The sequence below is a fragment of the Chryseobacterium viscerum genome, assembly GCF_002899945.2.
GTDB classification, from domain to species: Bacteria; Bacteroidota; Bacteroidia; order Flavobacteriales; family Weeksellaceae; genus Chryseobacterium; species Chryseobacterium viscerum.
Genome location: NZ_PPEG02000006.1, coordinates 260,428 through 281,503, shown reverse-complemented (window position 1 = coordinate 281,503; position 21,076 = coordinate 260,428). Strand labels below are relative to the sequence as shown.

Genomic DNA, 21,076 nt, shown 5'->3' with positions numbered 1-21,076 from the left:
ATGAATCAGAATATAAATCAACTCAATACAGTTCTTAACTACGTAAAAGATACTTTTGTAGGTAAAAATGATGTCGTAGATCTGCTGGGAATCTGCCTTTTGGCAAGAGAAAATGCCTTTTTGTACGGACCTCCGGGTACCGCAAAATCAGCAATTGTAAGAACGCTGGCAAAAACAGTAAAAGACGGCAAAAATTTCGAATATTTATTAACCCGTTTTACAGAACCGAACGAGATATTCGGGCCTTTTGATATCAGAAAACTGAAAGAAGGAGAACTTCTCACCAATACGGAAGGAATGATGCCCGAAGCTTCCATGGTTTTCCTGGATGAGATCTTCAATGCCAATTCTGCCATCTTGAATTCACTTCTGATGGCCCTCAACGAGAAAATTTTTAAAAGAGGAAAAGAAACAAAGCACTTGCCGGCACTGATGTTTGTAGGAGCAAGTAACGTTCTTCCGGAAGACGAAGCGTTGAATGCATTATTTGACCGTTTTCTGGTAAGAATCAATGTAGATTACGTAAATCCTGAGTTATTACAACAGGTCCTTTTAGCAGGAAGAAAACTGGAGAATGAAGAAGAAACGGAAATTCCGGAAATTCATGCCGATGAGATCAGACAGCTTCAGAACCTTTGTAGAACAATAGACCTTAAACCCATTTATGAAGTCTACCTGAATACGATCATCAATCTTCGAAATACAGGTATTGCCATTTCAGACCGTAGAGCCGTGAAACTTCAAAACCTGATTGCTGCCAGTGCCCTGATCTGCGGAAGAAAAGAAGCGGTACTTTCCGATCTTTGGGTCTTGAAACATATCTGGGATACAGAAGAGCAGATTGAAATTCTGGAAGGAATTATCAACAGGACCATCGAGAAAGATGACCATCCGGATTCCCATCCACAGGCTATGCACAACAAAACACCCAATCCTGAAGAAGTCATGAAAGATGTGACAATTCTTGTGGAAAAATGGAATGGTGGAATGCTGAGTTTTGAAGAACAGAATGTAATAAAAGATAAACTGAGATACCTGCAGACCCGTTGTGACTGGATCAGAAATCCGGAACAGAAGCAATATATCCAGCAAGAAATTGAAAGCTTATGGCAGAAGATCCTTCAAAGCGTTTAAAAGAATTTTGGGCAGAACTTCCCCGTCCCAATGAAGATTTTCTGGGCTCCATCAGAGACTGGAAAAACATTCAGATTGCAGTGGAAGAAGAGATAATCTGGCTGAGAGGTTTTACCGATGAGCAGGCAGCAGCACCGGAAATACAACAATTACCGGACTTTATTCTGTATGAGCTTAGGGATGGTCTTTTGTTCAGGAAAGAGGCTTTGGTTCCGAGTAAAAAAATGAGAACAGCATTGCTTTGGATATCTATAGACAAGGCATTGCAGCTTACTTTTCCGCCTTCGAATCAAAACTATTTTGGAATTCAGGAACAGGTTCAGGTAAGGTTAAAAGAAAGTAACGAAGAACAGCCTGTAGTTGCTTTACTGAGCAGTATTGCTGATATTAAGGAAAGTATCACAGCATTACCCAGGTTTAAACTTGAAAAAATAAAATGGACTGTTTTGGGAGATAAAGCCCTGTTTATGGGTGTTCCATTATTGAGCTTTCCCGGAAAGACCTATTGGACAAAAGACAGACATTTACTGCCGGCAGGTCTGGATTTTGAATTTAAAAATGTAAGTACACTGCTACAGCAGAAATATAATAAAGAGTCGGAAGGATGGTTGCTTTGGGATGAAAATGGAAACTACCTTTTAATAAAAGAAACAGATTTCCGCCCGTTGTCAGTAAGCTCATTTCGTCTTACAGAAAAATCAAGAGAATGGAATTAAAGGCCTATTTCCAGTCCTATGAAAATTACTTCTGGGAATGGAAAACTGATGAAGATGTTCCCGGTGATTCCGGTTATCACGAAAACAATCTCCTCTCGGTTCCGGGAGTGGGAGCGATTGCTTACAGGCCTTATGTGATGGAGATCCTTAAAGAACTTCAGCCGCAGGGATGGCCTCCATTCGGAGCATTGCTTATGATGCTGTATGCGATGCAGGACGGATATGTAGATTTTGCCGGTCCGTTAAGACGTACCGCTGAGTTTTACAGTGGAGAGGATTTCGAATTCAATGTGGAAAAACAAATTGAATTTCTTGAAAAAATACGATTACTTCCCAACGTTTACAAGCAGAAACAAAACAGAATTGTACTTCTGCAGACCTTATTCAAAAATGGGCACAACAGAATATCTTCAGTAAATGCTGAAGCTCATATAAGAATCTATTATAAAAGACCGCACGAACTGGCTTCTTGTGCAGAACAGCAAGATACCGGTTCATTAGCCTTAAACAAAGATTTAAGTGCTTTGGATCTGAACGAAAAATTTCCTACTGCGCAATCTATCATTGATGCTATGAAAGGCCTGGTTGATGAGCCGGAGTTGGATGATGAAGTGGTAGAAGAAGAAGCAACGGCGGATACCAATAAAGACTTTATCAAAGAATTGATTGAAGAGCCTAAAACATTTCAGGTAGGAAGTCTGATCAAAAGAATATGGAGCGGACTGAAAATTCCGATGCGTCATCTTTCTCCCGGAGAACAGCCTATTGGAGGGATATCTGATATGGCTAACAAAGGTGACTTTCACAGAATGCTTCTATCCGAATTTGCCAATGAAGATGATGTTTTTATGAATCGTGTGGCCAATAATGAAGCTCTTTACATTCAAAGAGAAATTCCGCCTGAAGAAAATGTTTTTGAAAGAATTATCCTGATTGATACTTCCCTTAGAAACTGGGGGACGCCAAAAGTATTGGCTTTTGCTTCTGCTATTGCCGTCATCAAACATCCGAAGGCCCATTCTGAATGTAAAGTTTTTGCTTTAGGACTGGCAGGTGTTCCGATTACCCTCAACAAGGTGGAAGAAGTCGTTGAAAACCTTAATCAGGTGAGCCCGGTTCTCGAAGTTTCGGAAGCGTTGGAACATTTTTTTAATCAGGAACATGCCGAAAAAGATATTGAAGTTTTCTTTATTACCCATCAGGAGAACATGGAGGATGAAAAAGTTCAGCGGGTAGTCCATCAGAACAGAGACCGGCTTAAGTTTTTGGTCACTACCAGTTCAGATGGTGAGCTAAATTTTTATAAACATCACAAAGGAGCCAGAAAACATATTCAGAAAATAAAACTTCCATTGCAGGAACTGTGGGCTAATCCTCCACAACAAAGACAATCCATTCATAACTTCAATGGGAAGAAAACGGATCTTCCGCAAAATTATCCGGTCTTATTCCCAACACCGATTAATAAGATTGCACAGTTTTTATACGAGGGGGAATTCTTTATCCTGAGTTCAAAAAAGCAATTGCTGAAAACCTATCTTTCTGATAATTATTACGACAGACACTCTTATGATTACTATAAAACATTTCATGGCTGTGAAGTATTATTCGATAACATTTCCATAAAACCCAAAGGACAGTTTGCGTTGGCAAAAAATAGGCAGCAGCATTTTATTCTGTGCCAGTATCAGGCTGATCAAAAATTAATATCAAAGCTTAATCTTAATACAAAGGAATACTCTGAGCAGAACCTTACCGGGATGAATATTCCTGGACACTGCCAGCTGATTTATTTTGGGCGAAGTTTTTACCTGCATGAGGAGTTTAATCCTGCTCATTATAAAATAAATATTGATGGAAGTATCTCTATAGAACCTATTACTGAAAAAGATAAAGAATTTGAAAAAAATAATATAAAAGCCGAAGCCGAAGTCGCCAAACTGAACGGTAGTGGGTTGAGAATCATTAATAATTTCAATAAAATAGGAATCAATCAATATGAAAATCTGGTCATTTCCGGAAATGAATTATACTGTACCTCAGAAAGCACCCTGAATTTTTCTAAAAATAGATATGATATTAAAATTTTTGCCGAACAGCATAAAAATAAATTTACATTTCCCGATGGGAGCGAGATTATTGCAGACTCACGGGGAATGCTGACTTTCCGAAGCAGCAACAAGAGTATTGAAGAGTTTTTTATTCCTTCCACGGCTAATGGATTTCTCTCTTTGGCAACCTATACTGAATTTGGAGGCTCAGAATATTATCTCCCGGAACATGCTCTGCTGAAAGTAAGAACAATAGATGATATGTGCGACAGGTTTTTGAAACCGTTTATAGAACAGATTTTGGATTATGGAGCTTAGAATAAAACCTTTCCCGAAAAATAACTATCCCAAAAAGGGGCTTTTGATCAGAGGCTCTTCACCCGTGGTATGGCTTCAGGAAATGGAAATGCTTGGGATTGATTTAAGCCAGGTAAAATCTTATGCCATTCCGACCAACAGTCCCAATGTACTGTACGGTTGTTTCCTTGTTTTTAATGACAATGCCCCGCAGGAAATAGGCAGGAATGCTTACTTCCAGTGTGTAGATAACAAGCTTTTCATCCCTGAAAACACTACTTTTTATCCTAAAATAAATCCGGAAGACTGGGTACAGCTTGATTCTCATTTTCTGATTATGCATCCCGAATTCGGACTGGTAAAACTAACTGAAGAAATCGACTGGATCTCATTGATTCAGGAACCTGGTATTATAGATGAGAATATCAGAAAACCTCTGAATGGAGTTTCAATTCCTCAAAAAATTGAAAGCTATACCGTTGAAATAGATGACGAAAAAGTGATGGAAGCATTACAGCCAAAGCAAACGGAAGAAGAATGGATGAACAACCTGCCGTTTGACCTTAAAAAAGTAATGGCCGGGAATAAAAAAGAAATAGAAAAATATTTAAAATACATTGAAAAATATCCTGAAAGAGCAGTAGAATTGGGCGTTTCTCTGGATGTCATGGGAACTTCAAGAGGAGATGGCTTTGGAAAATTCACCTGGCTGGAAGGATTATTTGGTGGAGGTTCCAAGGGTAAAATCGAGAGTGCAGGAACAAAAAATTTCCGCAGAATATTCTGGGCAGTTATTATTGCAGCTATAGTCTTAAAGATTGCATTACCTTCAGATCAAAAGAACCCCGAACAGGACGAAAATGGTACTTCTTCAGGGAAAATTGTAAAGGATGCTGTAAAAGCACCTTCTGATATGATTGCTTTTCAGTCCGGAATCTCGGAAATTGATTTTAAGATCGATTCCATATATCATCAGACGAGAAAAGGATTATCCAAAGAACTTCTTAATGCCGGAATTATTGAAACTAAAACAAAGGAAGCCAAAGAAGATTATAAAAAAGCGGGTGGCAGAGAAGTAGGAGAAATAGGAAGAGACATCGAAAAGCTTGTGAATAAAGAAAAGCAAAGCCGGGATTCTCTTAAAACCATTTACACCAAAAAAATCACAAAGCATATAGAAGGAAAAACCGAGAAGCTGGAACGTACAATTTCAGATTCCCTGAAGCAGTATACCAGAGGGAAACCTGTAAATGGGGACGTCGTAAAATTTCTTCTGAAGAAAAGAAAGGCTTTGATGGCTGACTCACTAGGAAAACTTTACGGTACACTGGATATCGTAGATCCTTCTTCCGCATCCATTGATCAATCAAAGGTTAAAGGAATGGGCTCAGAAGGAACTCCATTGGAAAAAAAGGCCCCGGTTTCAGACATTATGTATATGGTAATCCTGATGATTGCCGGAGTAGGATTGTATTTGTTTCTATTTAAAAATAAATCATTAAACCTTGGTGGCGATAATGTACCTGCCTGGGTGAAATTTATTTTAATAGCAATCCTGGTAGCTATGCTGATTTATCTGTTCTATCCGTTGGTAGAAATGTTTGGATACAACTGGTTTGTGTGGGTTCTTGTGATTTGTGTGATGCTACTTTTGTATCGTCTTTTCAGAGATGATAAAACCATTTTAAACTCCGATGATGATGAATAAACAGAAATTTATAGACAAATTTATAGCTGCATTCATGCTGTTGGCCCTATTTAAGGTCATCGGAATCGTTGCCCAGCTTTTCCATGAGAGTTTCTGGAGTGTCATCGGGACATTGGTTGTCTTTTTAATAGCCGCCTTTATTATCCTTATTGTGATCACTTCTTTAAAAGATAAAGAACAAAACAACAGAAATTCATCAGGAAGAAAAGGGAGTGGAAGCAGCAATTTCTACCTGGAAAATTCCCTTTTTGACAGGATCCGTAGCAAATACGAAGAACTTGCCGAAAAATATATTGCTGAAAATAATTATAAAAAAGCAGCAAGAGTTTACATGAATCTGCTGCAGGATAACTACAGAGGTGCAAAGACACTGGAAAATGGAGGGTTCTACAATGAAGCAGCCGTAGTCTATCTTAAAAAGCTGAACAATAAATCCGATGCTGCAATTTGTTATGAAAAAGCAAAGCAATACAAAAAAGCAATTGACCTCTACAAAGAAATGGAGCAGAAAGAAAAAGTAGGAGATCTCTATAAAGAAATCAACGATCTTAAAAATGCCCATACTTATTATCAGATCGTTGCAGATGATTATGTGACCAATAATCAGATGGTAAAAGCTTCTTTGATATTTCGTAAAAAAATGGAAAAAACAGAAGATGCTCAAAAAGTATTGCTGAAAGGATGGGAAGAAGACAAAGATGCATTCAACTGCTTGAATAACTACTTTGCCAATATCTTTGATGTTAAAAAACTGGAATCTGAAATACAGTATTTATATCAAAAAACTCCGGCTCACAAAAAGATCACTTACCTTGAAGCGATGAAGCATGAGTTCAAAAAAGACCCGAAATTACATGCTGCAACACGAAATATAGCCTATGAAATCATTGCTGAAAAAGTAGCTACCCGCTCAGAAATTGTGAATGAATTGAAATTTTTTAATCCCAATGATGAGGTGATTCTGAAAGACATTTCCAGATTCAAAACAGGAAGAAATAAAATGTTCAGAAATTAAAACAAGAAAAATGGTGAACTTTTTATTAGGGAAAATATAACACCAGCTTCATCCAATCAATGGTAATTGATTCCCCTTAGCTCTCTTAAAATAAAAAACTATCAAATTAAAACTTTGCGTTTAAGATAACACAGTAATTCTGTTTTGTTGGAAAATCGCAAAGACGCAAAGGTTTTCTAAGTTTTATGTATAATTTTTAAGACGCAAGAAAATCGAAGATTTTCAGCAAATAAAGATTAAAAACGTTTTACAGATTAAAGACATTAATCAGATTCTTACATAAACATCTGCTCAATCTGAATAATCTGCGAGAGACCTAAAAATAGAAAGTGTTCAATTTTATCGCAGATAAAATCCTTGCAGATTATAAGAGTTTTTTGATATCATTTTGCGCTTTTGCGTATCCAAAACCTTCCCGAGCTTGTGAAAATTATAAAATAATATCAAAAAATATTTATCTTTGCCCCAGAAAATTATGACAATACAAAGAGCACATATCAATGCAGAACTATTCGAAAGTCCTTCTAATAAAGGGTTATTAGGGTATGATGAGGTGATATGGAATGAGGCGAAATGTGCTGACTTTGGAAATTATTTACTATAAACTTGTAAAAAATTAATCAAAATACAACAGAAACGTCTCGAAAAATCGAGACGTTTTTTGTTTTTTAGGTCAGAAATTATTTAGAATGAAAAAAAATAACTATAAACATGAAAATTTTTAATTAACAATGAAACTTTAATACGATAAAATAGAGTGATAAGCAACCCAATGAGAGACAATCATTTAGGTAATTAAGATATCTGCAGAATATTGCGGGCAGAAATTCCCTACTCTAAAACGAAAGTATAATAGGTTGATTATCAACAATTTAATTTGAAAATTTATTTGCGGATTCCAAAAATTCATATTTACTTTGCAACCGAAAATTGAAAGCAACAGGTTTTCAGGATTCAATTAAAAATAATTTAGAAACAAACAAAAATAAAATGAAACAGTTACACAACATATTCAATCAGTATTCAAGACTATTCGGACAAGAGCCGACAGGAGTTCTGTGTATTTTTGATAGTGAAATTGTGGATGAAAGGTGCTTATATACGTGGGTCAGCTAATGATCTTTTACGTTAAAATATATGAAGCGCCTCCCGAAAAGAGGCGTTTTTTTTATGGTTTCTTTAGCTTATTTGGTAAAGCGCCGGTCTGTGGAACCGGAGAACAGGGTTCGATCCCCGGAGATACCCAAAATATAAAATCTCATAGCTCAAGTGGTTAGAGCACCGGTCTTTTAAACCGGGAGTTGAAAGTTCAAATCTTTCTGGGATTACCAAGCGGTTCCGTAGCTCAACTGGATAGAGCATGGGTTTTCTAAACCCAGGGTTAGAGGTTCGAATCCTCTCGGGATCACAAAAAGGTTCATAGAAAATTTCCAATCCGGCTGTCTCCCGGAAAAGAAACAGAAGTGAGCCTCAAAGCTGGAAAGATAACGGTGGTTGTTTACCCGTCTTGGACGCGGGAGGTCGCAAGTTCGAATCTTGCTTTCCAGACAATTTGTTCCATTAGCATAGTGGCAAGTGCATTCGGCTTTCTACCGAACGACAAGGGTTCGATCCCCTTATGGAATACAAATGATTTCGTAGCTCAAGTGGTTAGAGTATCGGTCTGATACACCGAAGGTTGAAGGTTCGAGTCCTTCCGGAATTACAATGATTTTGTAGCTCAATTGGTTAGAGCACCGGTCTGTTAAACCGGAAGTTGAAAGTTCAAGTCTTTCCAAAATCGCAGGTAACTAATTGTTAATTGTTTTAGGAGAAAAAGTAAAAGTTTGTCAAGAGCAGAAGATCTTTACACCAAACACAAAAGTACAGACAAGCTTTTTCTGGTCTCTCCAAAGAACAGTTAGAATGAAGAATATCATTTATAAAATTTTAGGTAAAAATAAAGTTTGCCAAGCGCAGAAGTTCTTACATCAAATAAAATCAGAGCAAACTTTATTTTTTAAATCTGATGGTTCGCCGAAGTGGAAGAGTCGGGGCGGTCTGCAAAACCGTTGTGTAAACTGAGTGGGTTTGAATCCCATAACCATCTCAATGAAAGAGTGATGATTACTCTTATGAAATATCCTTTATTAAGAAAAGAAAAAGGCTGTCGAGCGCAGAAGATCTTTAGTCAAACATTCAATACAGACAGGCCTTTTCTTTTTAAAATGAAAATGAGAAATTATTGATTAACCATTGTTAATTACTCATGAAATCCGGAAGTACGCCGAAGTTGGAGAGTCGGGGCAGACTGTAAATCTGTTGCTTCATAGCTGAGTAGGTTCGAATCCTACTACTTCCACCCAACCACTGATAATGTAATGGCAGCATGCAGGAAATGTACTCTTGTTGTTCAGGTTCGATTCCTGGTCAGTGGATTAAAGCTCTATTCGTCTAACGGTGAGGACGCCTGCCTTTCGAGCAGAAAATAAGGGTTCGATTCCCTTATAGAGTACTGGATGTGAATAGCTGGTCAATATTGAATTGATATTAATACCATGAAAGTTCAGATTTTTAAAAAAAATTGGCCAGTTACCATTCACAAAAAAAGAAGAAAAGAAAAAAGGACTGTCAAGAGCAGAAGATCTTTAATCAATAAAAATAAAGACAGCCTTTTCCTTTTTTTAAAATAAAATATAATTAGGAAATGAGAAAGGTTTGTCAAGCGCAGAAGATCTTTACAAACACTAGCAAGCATAGTTTATAAACAGACAGAGCTTTCTCAAACCTAGATATAATATGAGCAATAAGTAAGGAATAATGAGTAATAACCATAGATTTTCATATTACTCATTACTAATAAATTACGCCTCTCTATTCCAATTGGCAGAGAAAACGGCTTTAAACCCCGTAAAGTCCCAGTTCGAATCTGGGGAGAGGTACAAAATATGAGTAATAAGCATGGATGATGAGTAATTAAACAGCATAAAAAATTACTAATTACTTATAAAAAAACCTGCGGGAATGGTGGAATGGTAGACACTCTTGATTTAGGATCAAGCTTTTGGGGGTTCGAATCCCTCTTCCCGTACCAACTAATGAATGATAATTGATTAATGATCAATGATTGCTGAGTAATTGATCAATTATTAATCATCATTGATCAATTATAATCGGAAGAGTGGTGTAGAAGGTCTGCACGTTAGTCTGAAAAACTAAAGGTACAGGTTCAATTCCTGTCTGTTCCACAAAAATATGAATGATAAGTAATGAGCAATGAGTAATCATTGATACCTGACTCGTTTCTGGCATTACTCATGATCAATTACTTATTACTCATAAATTTAAACCTTGATTCATAGTGTAATAGGCAGCACACAAGATTTTGATTCTTGTAGTTTAGGTTCGAGTCCTAATGAATTAACAGCATTTACTCTGATAGTGTAATGGCAGCATCTCAGTCTCCAAAACTGATGGTATTGGTTCGAGTCCAGTTCGGAGTGCAAAAAATAGAAATTAACGACTCGTTATCGTTTATTAATTATCAACAATCATTTATAAATTTAAAACATGTAGAAAAAATGGAAACGCAACAACAAACATGGCAGAATATGAACGGAAAAATTTTCCAACACTCTATCACACAGCTGGTAGAAGAAGCCATCATTCGCGAACAGGCAGACGGACACCGTCTGAAAGTATGTGTGGGATCAGACTCTCATGTATATGGAGATGCCATCAATTATGCTACGGCAGTGGTATTTATTCGTGAAGGAAAAGGAGCGTTTACCTTTATCAGAAAAGAAAGAGCAATACAGAGTATCAGTATCAAAGAGCGAATGCTGAATGAGGTCAACAAATCCGTAGAAATTGCATACGCTATCTGCTCTGTGTTGGATACTTATGGGGTGGAAATGGAGGTACACGCAGACATTAATACTGACCCGGATTTTAAATCCAATGTAGCATTAAAAGATGCAATGGGATACATTCTGGGAATGGGATATGTGTTTAAAGCAAAACCTTTTGCCTTCGCAAGTTCCAATTGTGCTGATATGATGGTATAATAAAGCAGGAAGAGGGATGTAAGGAGCTGGAAGCTTAAAGAATTTATAAAAAGTTAAATCATGGAAAAGACAAAAAGATTATTATTTCTGGATGATATAAGATATCCTATTGAAGCTTATTATTATACTAAACAGGATATTTTCCTCAGAAGCGACTGGCATATCGTTCGGAATTACGAACAGTTTGTCAACAGGATTTTGGAAAAAGGACTTCCGGAAATGATTTCTTTCGACCATGACCTTGCAGATGAACATTATTTGAAACAGGATTCTCAGGAATATGTTGAAAAGACAGGATACGACTGCGCTAAATGGCTTATAGAATATTGTATGGATAATTATTTGGACCTTCCAAAATTCTATTCCCACTCTATGAACCCGGTAGGAAAGGAAAACATTCTAAGCCTTTTAAAAAATTTTAGAAACGATTAAAAACTAAAACAAAATGATTTTCAAAACATATAACACTATAGAAAATGCTTACCAGGCCCGCGTGATCGAACAGATCAGGATGCAGGGCTTTGGGGATGAGGTTTTCATTGTACAGGAAAAAGTTCACGGGGCTAATTTCTCTTTCTTTACCGATGGAAAGGAAATTAAAATAGCGAAGAGAACTGCTTTCATCGAAAAAGATGAGAAATTTTTCAATGCACATCAGATGTTGGAACGCTACAGAAAAAATGTAATAGAAGTGTTTCAAAAAGTGAAAACCATCTATCCGGATGTTGAAACTGTGGTAATCTACGGTGAATTGTTCGGTGGCGGTTACAAACATAAAGAAGTGGAACCGGTAAAAGATGCTGTGAAGGTACAGAAAGGTATTGAATATACTCCTCACAACGAATTTTACGCTTTCGATATTAAACTGAATGGGATTACCTATTTGGGTACAGAAGTGGTCAATCAGATTTTTCAGGAGACAGGATTTTTCTATGCTAAAATCTTGTTCCAGGGAACTTTGGAAGAAGCTTTGAGATTCCCCAATGTTTTCAATTCAAAAATTCCGGCTTGGCTGGGACTTCCTGAATTGGAAGATAACATTTGTGAAGGTACTATTGTAAAAACCTTGAAAACCCAATACTTTGGAAACGGTGCAAGAATCATTCTGAAAAATAAGAATGAAAAATGGGTCGAAAAATCCAAAATGGTTAGAAAAGAAGGTAAAACTGTTCAGAAACAGATCTATTTCGGTGAAAAAGCTCAGGAAATCTGGGAAGAAATACAAAAATATGCTACTGCCAACAGATTGAATAATGTGGTAAGCAAAATTGGCGAATTCGAACCTAAAATCATGGGTAAGGTGATTGGTCTTTTTTCACAGGATATTTTAGAGGATTTCCAAAAAGACTTTCCGGCAGCTTTCACTACTATTGAAAAAGAAGAGCAGAAAAGGATCAACAAAAAGTTGAATTCTTTAGTCATTGATTTTATAAAAGAAGAGTTGATGACTCTTAAAGTATAGTTTCGGTAATTTTTACCGAAACTTTTTTATGTATAAAAACGCAGTCATTACTGTCAGAAAAATAGAAAGCACTTAGAAATATAACAAATGAAAGTGTGAGAATTCCTCTCCTTTGGAAGGGTGGCGGAAATTCAAAAACTTTTGACAGGGTGGTTTAAAAAAAGAAAAAACAATGTTACAAGCAGAAATAAAAAGTCTTTTAAAAGAAGACATCAGTATATTGATCAAAGTTCCTAACTCAGGAAAGCACTATTTGTGTGATTGTGGTGAAGCAAGTTTATTGACGGTAAAAGAAGTACAGTCTATATCAGCAGTATTCATCAGTCATACCCATATTGATCATTTTTCAAATTTCGATGGAATTTTCAGACATCAGATCGGAAGTGGAGAAAAAGTGGTGATCTGCGGACCAAAAAATATTCATCAACAGGTTGAGGCAAGGTTGAAATCTTACACCTGGAATCTGATTGCGGAAAACGCGATTGAGTATGAAATCCGGGAGATTGTTTCAAAAGAAGAAATTAATGTCTACACCCTTCGTCCGCCACACTGGAACCTTGAATTGATCAGAACACAGGATTTCCTGTTTGAAGATGAATACGTCCATGTTGATTTTGCCATTCTTGATCACAAAACAGATTCTATTGCTTATCTGTTTAAAGAAAAAGATTCGGTCACCTTTAATGAAGAGGCTTCCGGCTTTAGAAAAGGAAAATGGATCAGTGAGATGAAGACCGCTTTTGAAAATAATGATGTTGATAAAGAAATCGAAATTGAGCAAACCAAGTACAAAGCAGCTGATCTGTTTCATCTGTTGACCCGCAATGCAGGGTATAAACTTGGGGTTATCATGGATCATGCAGTAGACGAAAACAATTACAAACAAATAAAAAACGTGTTTGGAGAAGCTGATCTGGTATATATCGAAACATTTTATAAAGATACAGACCAGGAATTTGCAAAGATCAATTATCACAGTTTTGCTTCTGCATCAGGAAAAATTATGAATGAGTGCCAGGTGAAAGAAGCAATACCGATTCACTTTTCAAGAAGATACACGGAGAGCGATCAGGAAGAAATTGAAACAGCTTTTTATCAAGCATTTCGCAAGAATTAATTAAAAATATTTAAACCAAAAACTATAGAAATCACATACTGAATTTGTCATTGACTACGTCGAATCTTGAAGGAAGAATCTGTTTAAGGAACTTAGAGATTCTTAACTCCAATTGTGAACTATGTTCGCAGACTTTTAGTCTGTATTCAGATGATATTGAGAATGTTATAGTTTAAAAAATAATTAAAAAAATGAAACCCAATATATTTTTTACAGCAGACCATCATTTTGGTCACGAAAATATTATAAAATTTTCCGAAAGACCCTTTGAATCTCTCGACCATATGAATGAAGAACTCATTAAAAGATGGAACGAGAAAATTCAACCCGGTGATACTGTCTATCATTTAGGAGATATGAGTCTGGGAAAACCTGATTTTACGAAAGAAATTTTAGACAGATTAAATGGTGATATCCACCTGATCAAAGGCAATCATGAAGGAGCGGCTTTAACTTATCCCAAGCGGTTTGCTTCCATCAGAGATTATCACGAACTGAAAATTGATGAACCGGACCAAAGTAACGGAAAACAGAAAATCATTCTTTTCCATTACGCCATGCGTACCTGGAATGGCTCGCACCGCGGTGTATGGCAGTTATACGGACATTCACACGGAACATTGCCGGATGATGAGATGGCTCTGAGTTTTGACGTTGGGGTAGACTGCCACAATTTTTATCCGGTTTCCTACGAGGAAGTCAAAGAATTGATGAAGAGGAAAAAATGGACGCCTCCATTTGCTCCTAGAAATTAACAATTAACAACGGAAAGGAAGCTGAAGGGTAGGAGAAGTAGAAACATAAATAACTTCTAACCTCTAGCTTCTCATTTCTAAAAAAATCATGAAAACAACCAATGAGATCATAATTATCGATCTGGAAGCTACGTGCTGGGAAAACGACAGAATTCCCATTGGGCAGAAAGTCGATATTATAGAAATAGGAATTTGCAAATTAAATGTAACATCAAAAGCAATTTCCCAAAAACAAAGCATTTATGTCATTCCTGAACGTTCAGATATCAACAGATTCTGCACAAAACTGACAGGAATTACTCCAAAGCTGATAGAAGAAAAAGGAATTTATTTCGAAGAAGCCTGTGAAATAATCAAAAATGAATACCATTCCAAACCCCTAACATGGGCAGGATACGGAAACTTCGATGGAGAGCAGATCATAGAACAGTGTGATTGGCTTGGTATAACGAATCCTTTTTCAGAAAACTATATGAATGTGATGCATGAATTTAAAAGACATTTCAACTTGCACAAACAAATAGGTCTTAAAAGAGCCCTGAGTCATCTGAATATGGATTTTGAAGGCACTCACCACAGCGGAGCAGACGATGCTTACAATACAGCCAGAATTTTAACTAAGATTCTGTAAATAGTAATGAGGCTGGAAGACAGAAGCTGGAGGCTGGAAGCAAATTAGACTCTGTGAAAACTTCCCTCTTCCTCCCTTTAACAATTAAATTTTAAACAAGTGAAAACAACAGAAAATATATTAATAGTAGACCTGGAAGCGACATGTTGGGATAACCGACCGCCAAGAGGCCAGGAAAGCGAGATCATCGAGATCGGTGTATGCATCATGAATGTAAAAACCGGTAAGATCTCTAAAAATGAAGGGATTTTAGTAAAGCCCCAATATTCAAAAGTAAGCCCGTTTTGTACAGAGCTTACTACGCTTACCCAAAATATGCTGGATAGCGAAGGAATCATGCTGGATGATGCATTTGATATCCTGAGAGCAGAATACGATTCAGAAGAACTGACGTGGGCCAGCTACGGAAACTACGACCTGAATATGCTTCAGGATCAGGCAAGAAGATTCTACACAGATTATCCTATGAGTGATGACCATATCAATGTAAAGACATTATTTGGCGAAATTCATCCTACCATCAGGAAAAGTGTTGGGATGAACAGGGCTTTGGGTGAATTAGGCTTTACCCTGGAAGGAACACACCACAGAGGAGTGGATGATGCAAAAAACATTGCAAAAATCCTGCATTGGTGCCTGAAAAATTATTAAATAATCTGAAATAACAACAGGTCATTTTAAAAATGGAGACTGTCTCAAAGTAATGAGGCAGTCTTTTTATTATTAGGAATGATGACGGCAAGAAATAATAATTCTGTTCTTATCATTGAAAAAGAGTTGAGTTATCAAGTGCTATTATGTTGCAAATATTTAGATTTTAATGGATTACAATCTTGATTTTAATATTTTAATTAAAATTAACGTATCGGTATGGTAAAAAGATGATATTTTAAAGCAGCTGAAATCTGAAAATTGATAAGGTAGAAAAAGAATAAAAAGTAAAATACCGAGCCTGAATCCACTTTTTTGCTAATATATCTTTAAACAGGGAATTGTTTTTGTGGTACTGATGATAGTGGTAGTGGTGGTTTTATTAACTTAATATTTTGTTAAAAAATTCACTTTTAAGGGATAATTTACTGTCTGTCAGTCATTTTTTTTTATTTTAGCTGATAAGAATGAATTTATGCTTATTGATGGAGGTTTTATGGCAAAATATTTAAACTATAAAACAAAGGAGATTGTTCCTTTTCTTAAAAAGCTTACACCAAAAGATAAAAAAGAAGTTGTTGCTCTTTTAAAAAAACAGACTAATAAAAAAGGGGACTGCAATACGATCTCTGTGTGGGCTGCTTTGGTTGGATACAAAGCGGGAAATGAGTACAAAAGACGACGATCCGGATATTATTCAATACCGGCTGATGTTGTCGACCCACTCCCTGAAACCTGCGTTCCGGTATGGATAGGGAAGTTTGGAAACCATAAAGACGTTCCTGAAAATACTTATTTTTTATACTATTTATTCAATTTTTATCAAGGTGTTTATCATGATAACCTGATCCGGATTTTATATAGAGTACCGTATTTTTCAGACCTTGTTTTTGCAAAAAAACATAAAAAAACAGTATTAAACATTGATTGTCAATATGATATAAAAAATATAAATGTCTGGATGAAAACGAATATATCTTTTCAATCGGTACATTATTTATTTCTGTTTTCAATACTGTTTAATAAATACAAAACCCTCTGTGGTACGGCTTTTGAAGTCATAATAAGCAAGGTAGTTTCCTATGATTTTAAGATACAGAACCTGGAAACAATAATCGATAAAAAGATTAGTTTTCAATGGATATCCGTAAAGAGTACAGATGGTCTTTGGAATCTTATCAATTTGATTGTCAGTAATAACCCTGGTTTCAAAAAGCTGCTGATGCCCATTCTATCAGCTGTTGAGAAGTCGGTTTTTAATCTTAAAAGGCTCCTCGAGCCTGATCATGAGCTGTTAAATCAAAATCAGTCCAAAGCGGACAACACAGTTCTTGGACTGCTTATAGAATGGAAAAAAGAAAATAACCTGAAAACTATATTATCAAATTAAAAGCACATGAAAGAAAGACTTTATGAGATCCTTAATGAGGAAAAAATACATGAGATCATCCCCTTCCTAAAAGAGCTTAGTACTGAAGAAAGGAAAATACTGGTACCGTCTATAAAGAAAATGGACCGTGAGATCAGTAAGATTGTAATGACTAAAAATTCCTACCATACGGCAGGATCTGTGAATCAGCATTCGATTATAGATATCGCTTCATTTGTCTGTATGGATAAAAAGAATTTCGGTAAAAACTACTGGAGTCTTTTCCGTAATGCAGAACAAACCGAACAGATACTGGAGTGGGGATGCCCGGAATGGTTTTCAGAATTTATCAATGAATCTGTAGAAGCAGAATTTACAGCCTTCAATTATAAGGATATTCTGGGATGGACGGAAAAAGGATATGTAGAACCTAAACCGGAATTGCTGGGACATCACCTAAGTAACTATCCGTCTGACCTTGACGATCATCCTGAAACACTTAATACCCACTTTTGGTATCTATGTGAATACCCTTCCAAATCTTTACCCTTCCGTAAAGAATGGTTTCCTATCGTTCAAAGGCTGATTGCAGATAAAAAAATTGAAAGAAAAAGATTTTTAAGAGAATGCCTTCTGGCTTCCAATAGAAACTTTAATAAAAATGTTACGGGATGGTTTATGGATGCATTTACAGCATTAAAACCAAGTGACGAAGAGCTTTCTGAATTACAGGATGAATTGCTTGCAGGACTATCTTCCTCGCAGTCAAAAGCGGTGAATACCATATTGTCACATTTGAAGAAAATAGTGGGCAGTCCTGATTTTAAGAATGATGAATTTTCACATTATCTTCCGAATCTGCTGAGTTCAGAAGTGAAAACGGTGGTCGTTTCCAGTTTGGTTCTTACAGAAAGAATATTTCAGCGAAAGAAAATGGATCCTGAAATGTTGGGAATGGCTTTAAGTACAGCATTTGTAAGTAAAGATGACGGTATACAATCGAAAACAGCAAAGATTATCCTGAAATATATTCCGGCTTCTGAAAATATGATGGAGGCGCTTTCTCATTATTCAGATAATATACTGACTAATGTACGTCCTCTTTTGGCAAAATATATAGAAGAGAGACAGCAAGAGCTGGAAGCAATAGACTCAGAGAAATTGTCTCTTACAGCAGACGAAAATGCCGTAAAGATCCTTCAAAACTTTGAAGACCTGATGTTTTATCTTCCTTTGGCAATGGATGATCCCTATAGCTATCATTGTGATATTGCTTTGACAGGATTTATCCAATTTGCCGGTGATGTAGATGCCGAATCTGTGAAATTGATAGAACCTGTATTTTTAAAAGCCTGTAAAACGATTGCGAAATGGGAAGTTCCCTATCTGAATGTTTTATTATGCAACGCTATTATCAATTATGGCTTGAGCTTGCTGGAAAAATATCCGATTCAGCTTAAGAACCTGGAAAAAATATATCAGAAAACAGAAGAAGAGGAAGCAGGAAGAGAATCCTATTCAAATTATCAGAAAAAATTGGGTCCGATAGAGAATATCGGAGCAGATTGCCCTGCCAGACAGGCGTTTAAAGAGCTTGCTGCCTATGCCTTCCAAAAAATAGCATCGGGAGATAAGACTCCTTTGTTGTTTCCAATCACCCATGCTCCGTGCTGGGTCTCCCCTGTCACTTTGGTAGAAAGATTGGAAAATTATCAGAATAATAATACTGAACCCCATCACCTGGATATTCAGCTGGCACTGCAGCGTTGTGCTTTAGACGACACCTCAAAAGCTATAGTGGAAGTTGAAAAAAGATTAAAAGGTGAATACAGGGAATTATTACTTTTCTTCTTTGGCAAAAATGCTAAACCGGAAGGGAAATTTGAACACCCTTCATGGTGGATGACCGCTGGAATTACCCGTTCTCCGGAAACTGTTTTTGAAGAATTCAGAGGTTTTGGATATGATGATATTCCTGTGGAATTCTTTTCAGGTGCTTACAAGTGGAAGACTATTGATAGTAAGAAAAACTCATACTACCCTGTAGAACTGAATATTACTATTCCAAAATATCATCTTGAAAAAAGAAAAGAACCTCTGTTCATGGAGTATTTTGTTGCGGAGCAGAAAGAGCTTTCAGAAATTCCCGCACTGATGCTTTGTTTTCCAAATACGCCTGCAAATGCCTTGGCAAAAGTCATTAAATACTGCCTTTTCTATTCCGGAATTGCGGAGGTCTATGAAAGAAGTCTGGTTTTGAATACCGCGAATGCACTTTATAAGATCAAAAAGCCATTGGATGAAATAGGATATCTCTTCTTAGGAACTATTTTCCTGGACAGTGATAAGACCATCCGTGGGACAGCTGCAGAAATGTGGCTGGAACATGTTTCTTATCATATGATGGACAATGCGTGGTTAGGAAGAGTAATCGGCTTGCACGAAAAGTTAGAATGGGCACCGGTAAAAAGATTTACAGACCTTATACAACATCATATGCTGAATGTCAGCAAAAATCATAATATTGCCCTCGAGGAATTGATTTTCAATATATTGCTTCAAATGGATACCCCCGTTACCAATCTGAAGAAAATTCTGGAAATTTATCATGAAGTATTGGCTTTGAACCAGTCAGAAGCCCATAAAGAGGTCAAAGAAAAATTAGACATCTGGAAAGAAAACTCGAGTCTGAAAAAAATCTGCAATCTTCTTCTCAAGAAATAAATTATGGAAGATACGCTTATTTATAACTATTCAGGGAAATCCTCCCTGGCTAGGAGAGATGCCATGGAAGAACTGTTTCTCGCTAAATATAGTGAGATACAGAAAGACACTGGCGTTTCGTGCTTTTTTTGGGGAAATGTAGGACAGCCCTTTATTTTAGCGAGATGTCTGATCACGCTTTCCAATATTGTGAAATCCAGCTTTAACCTGTCTCCTTTTCAGATGGCACTTCTTAAAGATCCGATTGTGACTGCCGGAAATGGAAGGTTGCGCTTTGAAGGTTTTTCTCATTGCGCAGGAGTTTACGCAAGGCTGGACGTCCTGCCTGATGGTCTTGATGGGGAATTCCTGGAAAACGGAACAACGAATGTGGATTTTAACCAACCGATGATAACTGCATTGGGAAGTATCCGACCGAATGAAAAGATTATGCTTTCCGTAGGTGAAAAAGAAGTTGGGCTCTATCAGGAAGAAAAAAAAATAATAGAAAGAAAAGTTCCTCTGCCTGTAAAATGGATCAAAGGTCTGGGAACGGTTCAGGTTTATTTATCAGAATCCGAAAAACGCCATACTTTTAACAGAATTCAGACACAACAGCTATTTCGTGGAATGCCGAAAGGAGTAGTAAAGTCTGATTATTACCTTATTGTGAGAGGAAATAAGCCAATCTTTTCTCCGGTAACATCTGCTGATGCCGTTTGTATTGGAGGGCTTCACAGGCTTCGTCTGTTGGAGCCTTTGCTTCCATATATTGATTCTATGCAGGTTTTTCCACATGCTAATATGCAGTCTACTACCTGGCAGCTTTATATGGGGAATATCAGATTCAGCTTTTCTTTGTCAAGAGAATGCTGGAGAGGTTTCTCAGGAGAAGGCGCTCTACTGGACAGTTTAGTTTCTGAAGTTTCAGATGAGTGGATTGATGCTTTGGACAAATACGCCTATGCCAACCAATCTTTTAACCCGGCTATGCTTGCTCTGGAAGAGAATATCAGCTTCAATAAGGCTGAAAATATTACAGGAAGACTTGCCGCAATGGGATTATTAGGTTACGACCTTGATGATAATGAATTTTTCTACCGAAGACTTCCTTTTAAATTAAACCGTATTATTGGATTAAATCCCCGTATAAAAAATGCTGAAAAGCTGATAGAAGCGGGAAAATTAGAAATTTTAAACAACAATAAGGAAAGAACAGAAGCCAGAGTAGAAGGAACCGGTGTGCATCATACGGTCATCATTGAAGAAGAAAAAGAACGTTGTACCTGTGAATGGTTTAGTAAATATCAAGGTGAAAGAGGTCCTTGTAAACATGTGCTGGCTGTGAAAAAACTGGTAAACAGTTAAAAACTGCTGATGCTTATTATATTATTTTGTTAACAATCGCGAAGGTGCAAAAA

General features: G+C 36.8%; 16 protein-coding genes and 14 tRNA genes. All 30 read left to right on the top strand.

Going from position 1 to position 21,076, the window contains the following annotated elements; genetic code table 11:
- The 30 genes from C1634_RS15815 (at position 1) to C1634_RS15670 (ending at position 21,023) form a co-directional block, all read left to right on the top strand.
- Positions 1 to 1,134 (top strand): AAA family ATPase, encoded by a 1,134-nt coding sequence (locus C1634_RS15815; protein WP_103234728.1) that lies wholly within the window; start codon positions 1 to 3, stop codon positions 1,132 to 1,134.
- The gene (locus C1634_RS15810; protein ID WP_103234729.1) at positions 1,107 to 1,850 is read left to right on the top strand and encodes a hypothetical protein; all 744 of its coding nucleotides are present in this window, start codon (positions 1,107 to 1,109) and stop codon (positions 1,848 to 1,850) included. The genes C1634_RS15815 and C1634_RS15810 overlap by 28 nt, the downstream gene beginning before the upstream one ends.
- On the top strand, positions 1,841 to 4,219 hold the full coding sequence (locus C1634_RS15805; protein ID WP_103234730.1) for a hypothetical protein: 2,379 nt from the start codon (positions 1,841 to 1,843) through the stop codon (positions 4,217 to 4,219). Before C1634_RS15810 ends, C1634_RS15805 begins: the two co-directional genes overlap by 10 nt.
- Entirely contained in the window at positions 4,209 to 5,906 is a 1,698-nt protein-coding gene (locus C1634_RS15800) for a hypothetical protein (RefSeq protein WP_109738730.1), read from the top strand. Before C1634_RS15805 ends, C1634_RS15800 begins: the two co-directional genes overlap by 11 nt.
- Positions 5,899 to 6,921, top strand: a complete 1,023-nt coding sequence (locus C1634_RS15795) for a soluble NSF attachment family protein (protein ID WP_109738775.1) — start codon at positions 5,899 to 5,901, stop codon at positions 6,919 to 6,921. Before C1634_RS15800 ends, C1634_RS15795 begins: the two co-directional genes overlap by 8 nt.
- A gap of 475 nt (positions 6,922 to 7,396) precedes the next feature.
- Positions 7,397 to 7,525: a penicillin-binding protein gene (locus C1634_RS15790; RefSeq protein ID WP_068939893.1), complete on the top strand. Its 129-nt coding sequence runs from the start codon at positions 7,397 to 7,399 to the stop codon at positions 7,523 to 7,525.
- A gap of 574 nt (positions 7,526 to 8,099) precedes the next feature.
- A tRNA-His gene (locus C1634_RS15780) sits at positions 8,100 to 8,167 on the top strand.
- An 8-nt stretch (positions 8,168 to 8,175) separates the two neighbouring features.
- Positions 8,176 to 8,252: transfer RNA gene (locus C1634_RS15775), tRNA-Lys, on the top strand.
- Between the two features lie 3 nt (positions 8,253 to 8,255).
- Positions 8,256 to 8,329: transfer RNA gene (locus tag C1634_RS15770), tRNA-Arg, on the top strand.
- Positions 8,330 to 8,397: 68 nt separating this feature from the next.
- Positions 8,398 to 8,469: transfer RNA gene (locus C1634_RS26045), tRNA-Pro, on the top strand.
- Between the two features lie 6 nt (positions 8,470 to 8,475).
- Positions 8,476 to 8,547, top strand: a tRNA-Glu gene (locus C1634_RS15765).
- A gap of 5 nt (positions 8,548 to 8,552) precedes the next feature.
- Positions 8,553 to 8,626: transfer RNA gene (locus tag C1634_RS15760), tRNA-Ile, on the top strand.
- A 4-nt stretch (positions 8,627 to 8,630) separates the two neighbouring features.
- Positions 8,631 to 8,704: transfer RNA gene (locus tag C1634_RS15755), tRNA-Asn, on the top strand.
- Positions 8,705 to 8,928: 224 nt separating this feature from the next.
- Positions 8,929 to 9,010 (top strand) — tRNA-Cys (locus C1634_RS26040).
- A gap of 168 nt (positions 9,011 to 9,178) precedes the next feature.
- Positions 9,179 to 9,262, top strand: a tRNA-Tyr gene (locus C1634_RS26035).
- An 81-nt stretch (positions 9,263 to 9,343) separates the two neighbouring features.
- Positions 9,344 to 9,415 (top strand) — tRNA-Glu (locus tag C1634_RS15745).
- Between the two features lie 353 nt (positions 9,416 to 9,768).
- Positions 9,769 to 9,842, top strand: a tRNA-Leu gene (locus C1634_RS15740).
- Between the two features lie 76 nt (positions 9,843 to 9,918).
- Positions 9,919 to 9,994: transfer RNA gene (locus C1634_RS15735), tRNA-Leu, on the top strand.
- A gap of 81 nt (positions 9,995 to 10,075) precedes the next feature.
- Positions 10,076 to 10,148: transfer RNA gene (locus C1634_RS15730), tRNA-Phe, on the top strand.
- A 184-nt stretch (positions 10,149 to 10,332) separates the two neighbouring features.
- Positions 10,333 to 10,403 (top strand) — tRNA-Trp (locus C1634_RS15720).
- 78 nt (positions 10,404 to 10,481) lie between these two features.
- Positions 10,482 to 10,967 carry a ribonuclease H-like YkuK family protein gene (locus C1634_RS15715; RefSeq protein ID WP_103232785.1) on the top strand — a complete coding sequence of 162 codons (486 nt, stop codon included), beginning with the start codon at positions 10,482 to 10,484 and terminating at the stop codon, positions 10,965 to 10,967.
- A gap of 60 nt (positions 10,968 to 11,027) precedes the next feature.
- Positions 11,028 to 11,399, top strand: a complete 372-nt coding sequence (locus tag C1634_RS15710; RefSeq protein WP_103232784.1) for a cyclic-phosphate processing receiver domain-containing protein — start codon at positions 11,028 to 11,030, stop codon at positions 11,397 to 11,399.
- A gap of 13 nt (positions 11,400 to 11,412) precedes the next feature.
- Entirely contained in the window at positions 11,413 to 12,429 is a 1,017-nt protein-coding gene (locus tag C1634_RS15705) for an RNA ligase, Rnl2 family (protein WP_103232783.1), read from the top strand.
- Between the two features lie 172 nt (positions 12,430 to 12,601).
- The gene (locus tag C1634_RS15700; protein WP_103232782.1) at positions 12,602 to 13,546 is read left to right on the top strand and encodes an MBL fold metallo-hydrolase; all 945 of its coding nucleotides are present in this window, start codon (positions 12,602 to 12,604) and stop codon (positions 13,544 to 13,546) included.
- Positions 13,547 to 13,737: 191 nt separating this feature from the next.
- The gene (locus C1634_RS15695) at positions 13,738 to 14,301 is read left to right on the top strand and encodes a metallophosphoesterase family protein (protein WP_103232781.1); all 564 of its coding nucleotides are present in this window, start codon (positions 13,738 to 13,740) and stop codon (positions 14,299 to 14,301) included.
- A gap of 88 nt (positions 14,302 to 14,389) precedes the next feature.
- On the top strand, positions 14,390 to 14,932 hold the full coding sequence (locus tag C1634_RS15690) for a 3'-5' exonuclease (RefSeq protein ID WP_103232780.1): 543 nt from the start codon (positions 14,390 to 14,392) through the stop codon (positions 14,930 to 14,932).
- A 99-nt stretch (positions 14,933 to 15,031) separates the two neighbouring features.
- Positions 15,032 to 15,583, top strand: a complete 552-nt coding sequence (locus C1634_RS15685; protein WP_103232779.1) for a 3'-5' exonuclease — start codon at positions 15,032 to 15,034, stop codon at positions 15,581 to 15,583.
- Positions 15,584 to 16,058: 475 nt separating this feature from the next.
- Positions 16,059 to 16,973 (top strand): DUF7825 domain-containing protein, encoded by a 915-nt coding sequence (locus tag C1634_RS15680; RefSeq protein WP_103232778.1) that lies wholly within the window; start codon positions 16,059 to 16,061, stop codon positions 16,971 to 16,973.
- A 6-nt stretch (positions 16,974 to 16,979) separates the two neighbouring features.
- Positions 16,980 to 19,676, top strand: a complete 2,697-nt coding sequence (locus C1634_RS15675; protein WP_103232777.1) for a DUF6493 family protein — start codon at positions 16,980 to 16,982, stop codon at positions 19,674 to 19,676.
- A 3-nt stretch (positions 19,677 to 19,679) separates the two neighbouring features.
- Positions 19,680 to 21,023, top strand: a complete 1,344-nt coding sequence (locus C1634_RS15670; protein WP_103232776.1) for an SWIM zinc finger family protein — start codon at positions 19,680 to 19,682, stop codon at positions 21,021 to 21,023.
- The last annotated feature ends 53 nt before the right edge of the window (positions 21,024 to 21,076 follow it).